At 69.0% G+C, this 9,871-nt stretch carries 8 protein-coding genes; all 8 read right to left on the bottom strand.

Translation table 11 applies throughout. The features are described 5' to 3' along the window. Window positions 1-372 precede the first annotated feature (372 nt). Entirely contained in the window at window positions 373-879 is a 507-nt protein-coding gene (locus tag GUY61_RS29165) for a hypothetical protein (protein WP_166633249.1), read from the bottom strand. A 247-nt stretch (window positions 880-1,126) separates the two neighbouring features. Next, on the bottom strand, window positions 1,127-1,555 hold the full coding sequence (locus tag GUY61_RS29160) for a hypothetical protein (protein WP_024126649.1): 429 nt from the start codon (window positions 1,553-1,555) through the stop codon (window positions 1,127-1,129). Window positions 1,556-1,716: 161 nt separating this feature from the next. Next, window positions 1,717-2,187, bottom strand: coding sequence for a hypothetical protein (locus GUY61_RS29155; RefSeq protein WP_166633248.1), 471 nt, complete (start codon window positions 2,185-2,187; stop codon window positions 1,717-1,719). A gap of 20 nt (window positions 2,188-2,207) precedes the next feature. Continuing rightward, entirely contained in the window at window positions 2,208-4,451 is a 2,244-nt protein-coding gene (locus GUY61_RS29150; protein ID WP_166633247.1) for a hypothetical protein, read from the bottom strand. Beyond that, the gene (locus GUY61_RS29145; protein WP_166633246.1) at window positions 4,451-7,069 is read right to left on the bottom strand and encodes a hypothetical protein; all 2,619 of its coding nucleotides are present in this window, start codon (window positions 7,067-7,069) and stop codon (window positions 4,451-4,453) included. Before GUY61_RS29145 ends, GUY61_RS29150 begins: the two co-directional genes overlap by 1 nt. Further along, entirely contained in the window at window positions 7,069-7,470 is a 402-nt protein-coding gene (locus GUY61_RS29140; protein ID WP_243766836.1) for a hypothetical protein, read from the bottom strand. The genes GUY61_RS29145 and GUY61_RS29140 overlap by 1 nt, the downstream gene beginning before the upstream one ends. A 79-nt stretch (window positions 7,471-7,549) precedes the next feature. Beyond that, window positions 7,550-8,665, bottom strand: coding sequence for a DUF4417 domain-containing protein (locus GUY61_RS29135; RefSeq protein WP_024126644.1), 1,116 nt, complete (start codon window positions 8,663-8,665; stop codon window positions 7,550-7,552). Then, the coding region (locus tag GUY61_RS29130) for a ParB N-terminal domain-containing protein (protein ID WP_166633244.1) at window positions 8,662-9,871 on the bottom strand (1,210 nt) is incomplete at its 5' end. The genes GUY61_RS29130 and GUY61_RS29135, both read right to left, overlap by 4 nt.

Below are 9,871 nucleotides of genomic sequence, written 5' to 3'. Positions count from 1 at the left end.
GGGCATCCCGTGTGCGGGCGCATGCGTGCGTGGATCCGAGCGCGATCACGCCGCAGTCGGCTCTCGTGAACACGGCCAGTCCTGGCGATGGCGGTGGCGGGGCGCGCTGCGCTGGTGGTGGCCGCCGAACTGGGCGTCGTCACCGTGACTGGCGATCAAGCCGGTGGGCCGTGGCGAGGTGCGCTTGGTCTCGGGCTCCAGGAGGCCCTGCAACTCAGCGACGCTCGGCGACGTCGACGACGCGGACGTCGCACTGTCTCCCCGGGGTTGCGGCGACCCGGCCGAGCGGAAGCCGGCGTGGTGAGGTGTCGCTTCATGCAGGGCGCCCCCGGCTGAATCAGCCGGGGGCGCCCGTCAGGGAGGGGAGTGCGATCAGTTGCCGCGGGCGAGGCAGCCGTCGGCGTGTGCGGGGGAGGTACGGAGGCGGGGGGATCCCCCGAGGCCGTCGCGGGTCTGGAGGAAGTGATCGCCCAGATCTTCGAGGGAGTTGATCTCTTCGACGGGCACCGGCTTGCCGCACCGGTCGCACGGGCCGATGAGGTCGAAGGTGAGGCGGCGGCGATCGTCGTAGGTCGCGAGGAAGTTCAGTGTTCTGTCCGCGAAGGGGATGGACAGCGCCACCGCGGGGAAGTGCTGGCCGTCCGCGACGAGCGGATGGGTGTCGTCGTCCTTGGTGCGGATGCTGACCGGGCGGCCAAGGGAGTTGAGCGAGAGACGGTGGCGCAGTACCGCCTCCACCCAGCGCAGCTCGGTGTCGTGGCTGTGGAGGGCCGGGTCCGGACCGATCCGGCTGGCCTGTCCGGTTTGTGCGCGCTTCACCGCGGCCTGGATGGCTGCGGCCTCAATGGGGTTGGAAGGCGTCCTCGTGGTGCTCGGCATCGGATCTCCGAGAAGAAGGGTCGGTCCCTGATCGGCACGCTTGCGCGCCTCATGGACACCGGGGCTGGAATCGAAGGCCGCGGACAGCGGCTCCGGCCGGCGGAATCTCCCGCCCGACGTCAATCACAGTACCTATTGAAATAGGAATACGCAACATGATGACGGCCGGCCAGCCGCTGCTCCCAGGGAAGACGTACGAGTGGGGGCAGCGGCACGGCCGGCCTGTGTGCCGCGGACGGCGGTCGGCCTATGCCGGCGCGGTGGTGAGCTGACCGACCTGGTCAAGCAGGAGTTGGGCCCGGGCGAAGGCGGCCGCCTTGTGACCGTACGAGGGGACGACCAGGTGCATGGTCTCGTGTGCCAGGGCGCGATCGGCTTCCTCGCGAGTGGTCACCAGCCCGAGGTTGATGGCCATCAACGGCACCTTCAGCCGTGCGGTCTTCGGGCCCAGGTACACCTGGGCGGCATAGTGCGAGAGGTAGGGCATGCCGCTGATCGAGGCGTATGCCGCAAGATCGGTGACGAGGTGAAAGTTGCGCTCGGACACCGTCGCGAACAGCTTGGCGCGCCGGCGCAGCCAGCTCACGTCGACGGGGAGGTCGCGCTCGTGCTCCGGCAGCGGGCTGCGCAGATCAGCGTGCCGCTGTTCGGTTACCGGATGTGCTCGATCTGCCATGTGCTTCCTCCTCTCGAGTGGGGTCCTGCTCTTCCGCCAGGGCGTCCGGCCGGCCGTCCCCATCTCCGGGCCGGCCAGTGGTCGTCTCGCGGCGGTCGGGCCGCGGGGACATCATGCCAACACGTCCCGCGGCCGTCCTTCGGCACCGGCGACGGCGCTGCTCAGGCATAGCGTCCGTGCCAGGAGTCCGCGTCCAGCCGCTCCAGTGCGGCGTCCTCCTCTGGGGTGAGGCGGTTGGTGAAGTCGTCCCAGCGGTTCAGCTGCTCGAGTTCGGGGCCGTCGGCCGGCTCGATCCGTGCCTTCTGCCCCGTGGTCAGGTCCATCTCCACGCCGTCGTCCACGAGGTCGGCACTGGCTACCGAAAGAGATCGCCGCCGAGTCAGGTTGAGGTTGAACAGGTAGCCGCCGCCCTCGGCGTCCTGGCCACCGACCAGGGGCCTGATCCATATGACCTGTTCGTCGTCGTCCTCGAAGCGGTGGTGGCGGGCGAGAGCGGCGCGGAAGACCTCCGTCCCGTCAGGGCCCGACACGACCAGTCGCGCGCCGGCATCCACCGGGTCCCCGGTCGCACTGTGGTTGCCTGCGACGAGGTCTGCGAACCGCTGGCGCCACTGCTGCTGTGTTGCTGTCATCGAATCGCTCCTGGTCAGCCCTAGTAGTCGGATTCCGTGCACAGGACATCCTCGACGGGTTTCCCGCCGAGCTGGGTGATGCCCCGCGCGGTGAGGGAGGCAAGGATGCTGCTGCGCTCCGCGGCGGTGTGGCACACGATCCTGCTGGGAGCCTCGGCCCCCAGCAGGTCGATCCCGTTCCGGAACATGATTTCGTTGCTGCTGCCGGTGAACTTGGCGATCTTCATCGGGTCCCGTGTGATGGCCCCCGCGTTGTAGTTGTGGTGCGCGGGGTTGATGGCGCCGTAATGGTCGCCGTTGTAGGCGTAGTAGTCGCTGCGCTGCATGAGTACGCTCGGGTCGTCCCAGATCAGCCGACCCCCACCGGGGGAGCTGGGCGTCTTCTTGACCCGCAGGAACACGCTGTTGGCGCCGCCGGTCATCTTGTCGGCCTGCTCGCTCAAGCCCAGTCCCCCGCCGATGCCCATCACGGCCCGCTTCTCCGTGGAGGCCAGGACCCCGACGCCGAGGAGACTGGCGAGATCGCCGCCGTTGAGGTTGTGGCTCAGTGACCGGCCCTTGAATGCACTCTGGATCTCCGCCTTCTTGCCGGTCACATCGAAGCGGGACCAGGTCAGCCACTTCCCTCCGGTCGAGGGCGTCGGCTCGTAGCCCGGGCTGGCCGCGAGTTCGGCGCCGCTGGAGAACCCGGAGGCCTTCGCGACGGCGTCTCGGACGACCTCGACCTTCATGGGCAGCACCTTGTGGGATGCCTCCAGGTGGATTCTCTTCATGGCCGTCTGCAGCGCGTCGCTGTCGAGCCCCATGAGGGACTCCATGCGCTGGTGCACGATCTCCTGGACCTGGAGATCCTGGAGTCCCTGGGCCGTCTCCATGGCGGCCTTCATGCCGGCGGAGCCCTCCAGCCCCTGGGCCTGGATGTTGTTCGCCAGGTACGTCCACTCGCCCTCGGCCGCGGTCATGGGCTTGTTCATCAGGTGCAGCTGTTCCAGCCGATCCACGAGGTCCTTGCCGTGGCCGGCGCCCGCAGGGGCGTGGACTTCAAGCTGTCCCCTCAGCGAGAACTCTGTGTTCGCCGGGTCGTTGTCCTTGTACGGGCGGTAGACGGCCTTCCAGCCGTCGCCCATGTCGATCTCGTACTCCGTGCCTTTGGCGGAAGAGCGGCTGACACCGTCCCAGGACGTCTGCCCGGTGGCCGGGTCGAGGTTCGCCTGGATCCTGCTGGCCTTGCGGACCGTCGCGGCGAGCGTGCCGGGCTCCGGATCCCCGTCGGGCACCGGTATCTGCTTGGTGACCATCTTGGTCGCGGTGATCTCGTAGGCGTCCATCCACGGCATGACCGACCCGCCGTTGTCGATCTTTTCCTTCACAACGTCCAGCTGGTCCATGTAGTGCTGGGCCATGGCTTTCTCGTCGTCGCTGATCGACGGGTCGTTGAGGACGGCGGAGACCGCGTCGACGGCCGCCTGGTGCTTGGCGATCGACGCGTCCGACATCGGCAGGCCGCCCTTGAGCTTGTGCTGCACGGAGGTGATTGCGGTCTTGGTCAGCTCGGCCAGCTTCTTCTCCTTGTCGAGGTCGAGGCGCTCCTTGACCTCTTCCTCGACCTGGATCTCCTCCATGTGCGTGCCGGGGATGCTCAGCGCGTCGAGGAGCTTCTCCTCGGCCTCCTCGGATATGTGCGTAAGCAGCACCTCCCGCGGCCCGTCCGGCGAGTCGTAGGCGACCAGGGTTGCTTCGGAGTTGATGAAGTCGTCCCCACCCACCAGAATCGGCGTCCCGGTGGGCTCGCCCACCGGAGGCGCCGCCGGCACCGGGGTCAGCGGGGGGTCCGTCTCCTCCTCTTCCTCCTCGACCTCCTCGATGTCCTCGGCCTGGAGCAGCACGTCTTCCTCCGTCGACGACCCCTCACCGCTGCTCTGCAGCTCCCCCTCGGCGGACGCCTCCTGGGCCTCTTCCTCAGACGGCGCGGCGGCCGCAACAGGCTCGGGCTCGGAATCGGTGCCCAGGAGCCCATCGAGCTCCGCCAGCAGGTCCTCGTCGACAGGCGGTTCCGCAGGGGGAGCCGGCTCGGCAACAGGCTCAGGCAGCTCGGGCACCTCGAACGCCGCCTCCCCCGAAGCCCCCGCGGCCACGCCCGCCAGGTCGGCCCCCTCACCTGCCGCCGACGCGCCGGCGATGTCCAGCGGGGCGGCAGGGGCCTCGGCGAGCGCGGTGGGGCTGACCGCGTAACTCTGGTGGCTCGACTTCGATCCGGTTCCCATCAGCTACCACCGCCGTGCTTGAGGGAGGCGCCGGAGGGCAGACCCAGCTGCTGGACGAAGAAGTCGGAGAAGTTCTCGCGCAAGTTGTTCTTCCTCTCTACGGCGTGGTCCAGGAACGCCGTGGCGATCTGGTCATGCGTGACCTGGGATTGCGGGATCTTCAGGGCTTTGGCCGCTCGACTACGCATCTGCGGGACCCAGGCCACACCGGATTTGGCGCCCTCGTACGCGGTGGAGTGCAGGACGGAGCGCAGCTGTGCGTCCGGCATGGACTCGAACTTCTTGATCACCGGGTGTGCGGCGGCTGGATTGATCTTGACGCCATTGGCAAGGCCGCCCGAGAGCGCCGCCTGATAGAGCTTCTGGTGGATGGGAGTGACCCCGTTGGGGTCGTAATTGACCGAGAGCTTGTCCGCACCGAAGAACTTGTACGACTGGCCGTGATCAATTTGCACCAGTCCTCCAGATGGCGTCTGTAGCCAGTTGTCCTGGTAGCCGTCGTGATCGCTGATGAGCCACGAACCCACGTGCGACCGCACGATGGTGTCCACCTGGGTCTGTGTCCACTGGCTCGGGCTGGAGGTGAACGGCTTGGCGCCCTGCAGCAGCGGCTGGACAGAGCCGGCTGTGCCGTCCTTGGTCTTGTGGTGGTAGACCGGCACCGACGGGACGCCGCTCAAGGCCAGGATCTGGGATGCGGCGGCCTCGGTGTGGCCCAGTGCGCCGCCATGGTTGTGATCGGCCTTGAACATCCACGGCGATCCGTCCGGGGCGGCATGGATGGTCTTGGCGTGTATCCCTCCGAGGTGGGACGCCGTCGTGCCGGCGCCGAAGGTCCAGCTGGCGACCTCCTTGGCATCGACGCGGGCCGGCAGGTCCTGGTTGGTCGCCTTGGCGTGCTGGACGGCAGCCATCATGGCCTGGACGTTGGCGTTGAACGAGCCCGGCTTCGGTGCCTTCACCGGCTTCGCCGCAGGCGCGGCCGGCTTCGCCGCCGAGCCGGTGCCCTTCGCCGGCAGTTTGCTCGCCAGAGCCTGGACCGCCTCGTCCGACGCCAACCCGTCATCGGGCTTCGTCGAAGGGGCCGCGGCGGCTGCCGCCTTGGCGGCCTTGGCCGCCTCCTTCTTCGCGACGTCCGCGTTGACCTTGTCCTTGATGGCCTGCTGGTCGTACTTCTTGTTGAAGCTCGCGGCTATGTAGTTCTGGACCTGGGCACGAGTAGCCTTGGCGTTGTTGTCCATGCCCAGCTCGCCCGCGACGGTGCGCAGGTCGGAGAGCTTCTGCTTCGCGGCCCACGACTTGAAGTCGCTGGTCAGATCGCCGGGGTGAAGGTACTTCCCAGGTCCGAGAGCCGGGTGCTCTGCGTACGGGGTATCGCTGGCACCGCCTTGCTGGGTGTAGGGGTACCAGGCGTTCACGTCCGTCTGCATGTCCCGGACGTCGCCGGCGTTCTTCGCCCACGCGGCGATCGCCTGCGGCGCGCCAGGGTCGCCCGCCGGCGGCAGGTTCAGCGGCTGGTCGCCACCGGGAGCCATCGCGACGTGGGCGGCGTAGCCGGCGTCGAGGTTCGCCAGCTGCTCCTGCCGCTTGGCCGCAAGGGCCTTCAGCGACTGCACTTCGCTCTCGGGTGTGCTCGGCCGCATCAGTGCCACGAGCTGGTGACCACCGAGGTGCATCGCCTCGGTCTCGCTCAGCTGCCCCGAAGCGAGAGCCTGCTGTACCAGAGGCTGGACGTCCTTCGCGTGCACGTACGTGTGGTTGAGAGCCTCGTCGACCGCAGACTTGGCCTCGGCCTTGGCCTTGGTCAGGTCCTCGCCGAGCTCGGGACAGTCGGCCGACGCCAGCTTCTGCTCGGCCGCGAGCATCGTGTGCAGGGCCTCGGCCCTCTGTTCCTGAGCTTGAGGCCCGTAGGTCTTCTTCGCCTCATTCCAGGCGTCGATCGACGCGGTCACTGCCTGGGCGGAGGAGGCGACCTCGTCCGGCGTGGCCTTCCATACGCCGCCGCTGACGGGCGGCTCGGTGCCCTCGATCTCGTGCAGGTCGGCGAGCGTCATTCCGCCGACCGTCTTGCCGGCGAGCAGCTCGTTGTACCGGCTGAGCGCGGCGGCCTGGATCTTGGCCTTGGACGGAATGTCGCCCGGGTACGCCGGGTCGAGCCAGTGGACCAGGGGGTGCTGGCCCTTGCCGGACAGGCCCACCAGCGCGGGGTGCTCGAAGCCCTTGGCCTCGGCGATCTCGCGCAGGTCGTCCTCGTCGAGCGAGTTCAGATAGGCCAGCGTCTGCGCCTTCAGTGCCTTGGTGTGGGCCTCGATCTCCTCGTCGGAGGCGCCCGCCTCCTTCAGCTTCTCGATGGCCTCCTGAGCCTGCTCGACCTGGCCGACGAAGAGGTCGTACCGCTCGACGGGATCCGTCGGGACCTCGTCTTCGGGGTCGACGGCGAACGGCGGGTCGGCGATCTCCTCCATGAGGTTCATCGCCACCAGGAGGTCGGCCTTGGCCTGGACCTCCTCGTCGGACATCGGCTCCGCGGGCGCCTCGGCCACCACGTCGTCCGCTTCGGACGCCGTGGTCGGCCCGACAGCGTAGGAGGCGTGCGAGGACTTGCTGCCGGTGCCCATCAGCCGTCACCCCTCGGCGGGAGCGCAGGGATGACCTCGGCGAGCAGTCCGTCCAGAACGAGGTCGGCGGCGTGCGTGAGGTCGAGCGCACCCTCCGGAACGTCGGCGGGCTCGAGCGAGCACGCGCCCCCGGACTGCGCGATCCAGCGCTCGATGTCCTTGTTGGTGGTGGTCTCGCCCAGGCGCTCGCGCCAGGGATCGGCCTGCTCGTAGACAAGGGGGACCCAGCGCACGACCCGCTCGGCCGGCTGCCGGCCCTCCTCGAGGCCGAGCACGGCGACGGGGTCGACGGGGAGGCCGAGTCCGGGGTGCCAGACGAGCAGGATCCACAGTCGCCAGGCCGGAGCGGCCGGTGACGGCTCCGCCGTCTCGGCATCGGTGGGGTTGGGTTCAGTCGTCACGGAGGCTCCTCCCGAAGGTGCTTTCACCTGCTACAGGTGTGGGAGGAGCCGCCGGTGTGACAGTGCGGGCGGAGAAGTTTCAGCGGCTGGGCAGGAGCGAGGCCATGTACTGGACGGTCGCGGCGAAGGCGTCCTCGGTCCGGGCGTGGACGTCTTCGCGCCCGTTGGCGGTCATGACCGCGCCGTGCAGGGCGTATTGGTGGGGGTTCTGGGAGATCAGGGTCAGCCTGGGGCCGAAGATCTGGGCCATCTCGGCGATGCGGTTGGCCCGGGACAGGCCGGTGAGGATGACCGGCATGTCGTCGGGGAGGTTCTCGGCCAGGAAGTGCAGGCCGGGCCGCTCCCAGCTGTCCCAGTCGGCGTTGTCGCGGACGGTCTGCACGTTGATGGCGATGCCGGCCGGCTGGGTGTCCTCGATCCAGGAGAGGTAGCGCTGGAGGTCCTCGAGCCGGAACCAGTACACGTTCGGCACGACGTTCACGCCGGCCTCGGCGAACTCCTGCGCGAGAAGCAGCGATCGGCGCATGTTGAGCAGGTGCTCGGTGCGCGGCCAGTCCCCGTAGATGCTGTAGTTGCACGAGAGGACCAGGTCCCACTCCTGCTCCGCGATCCGCTCGACGAGCCTGTCGCGGCCGCGGCGGGTCCAGAAGGCCTCGACGAGCGGGTCCTCGCCGTAGCCGACCAGCACGGCCTTCTGGTGGTCCCCGAGGGCGAGGGCCTGGCGGGCGGTCTGCTCGGTGAACCGCTTGTAGAGCGTGTGGGTGTCGGGCGAGAACACGCGCCGCAGACCGACTCCGTAGGCAGGCCAGTTCAGGCTGGCGTCGAGCTTGGTGACCGCGGAGCCGTCGGTCATGGGGATGAAGGCAGGCAGGCCGTCGGGCAGCGTGCTGTCGACGGTGATGTCGTCGAAGGTCAGGGTGCCGCCGACGTCCGCCATCCACCCGGCTATGTCGGTCCGGCTCCCGCACCGGATCGGGCACTTGCGGGTCACGCACGCGTTCGCCGGAGCGTCCGCCTCGGCCGCCGAGCACCCGCAGAACCGGCAGTCGGAGTTCTGGCCGGTGCACAGGGGCTCGACGGTCGCCGGGCCGCCCCGGCCGTCGGGCCCGGCGTAGAAGGCGCAGCTGTTGCAGTCGCAGCCTCGGCCCGGAAGGGGCACGCCGACGGTCGGGATGGGCAGGGAGACACTGGTCATGCTGCTTCGCTTCCTTCGGTGGTTGCATCGTGGTCCGTCGCGCCGTCGGCGGTGGCGCCTTCGAGGTGGTCGTGGAGCTCGCGCAGGGCAAGGCGCAGGGAGCCGCGGTCGTACCGCGCGATCTCCTTACCGGCCCGGACCTCGGCCAGCAGCCCGCGGATGCCGTCCAGGGCGGTACGGATCGTGTTCGACTCCACCGCCGGACGACTCGGGGCGGTGTCGGCCGGCATCGCTTCTGCGGCGGCTTCCGCTGGCGCCGTCGGCTGCATCGGATGGCCCAGCTCAGCGATCTCTGCCCCTTCATCCGCGCCGAGGGCCGCCGGAACAGCAGCGTCATCGCCTTCGTCGGTCTCCTCCTGGTCCTCAGCGCGGGTGGGGACCCGGGTGAGCTTCGCCCGGCGGTCGGCGTTCGCCGCGTCCTGCCGTTCCTCGGCTTCGGTGATGATCTCTTCTGGTCCGAGCTCGGGCTCCTCCAGGCCGACGTTCACGGCGGTCGGGAGCAGGTGGAGCCGCTTGGAGGACTTCAAGGCTGCCCAGATGCCCTCGGCAGCCTGTGCCCGGCCGTTGCGGAGCTCGGCGAATCTGATCCTCGTGTTCAGGCGGATCGCGGCTTCGTCCATCTCCTCGGTGAGGTCACGCGGCAGCGCGCGGAAGGCCCGTACGAGTTCACTGGCCTTGCGCTCGTTGAGCTGCAGCCCCAGGCGGTCCAGCACCTCGCTCCAGGGGGCGGCGCAGGAACTGTCGGTGCCGCGGATCTTCTCCAGGGCAAGGAAGCGTTCGGCCGGGTCGGGGATCGCGTAGACCTCTTGCGGCACGGGCTTGCCGGCCTTGAGGAGCTTGCCGACGAGGATGGCGCACCGCTGGTACAGCAACGCGGCGGCCTGCTCCCCGGGCCGGAGGGGCTCGCGGGCGAAGTTCTCGACGAAGCGCCACATGTGACGCTCCTCCTCGGACAACGGTCCGGGGCAGACCACGGCCGGCAGCGCCTGGAAGTGCGGGTTCTCCGGCCGGTTGACGGCGCCCCAGCGCATCGCGCGCAGGCGGCGCTCCCCGGTGACCAGGCGGATCGTCGGCGCCTTGCCGTCGACGACGATCTCCTCGGCCAGGACCGGCTCCAGGAGGCCGATGACGGACATGGAGGAGATCAGGTCGGCGAGTTCGGACGGTGGCAGGGTGTCGGAGGGGTTGCGGGCGTGGGGCTCAGTG

It is taken from the genome of Streptomyces sp. GC420 (assembly GCF_009916105.1).
Lineage (GTDB): Bacteria > Actinomycetota > Actinomycetes > Streptomycetales > Streptomycetaceae > Streptomyces.
This window is presented reverse-complemented; position numbering and strand designations above follow the sequence as displayed.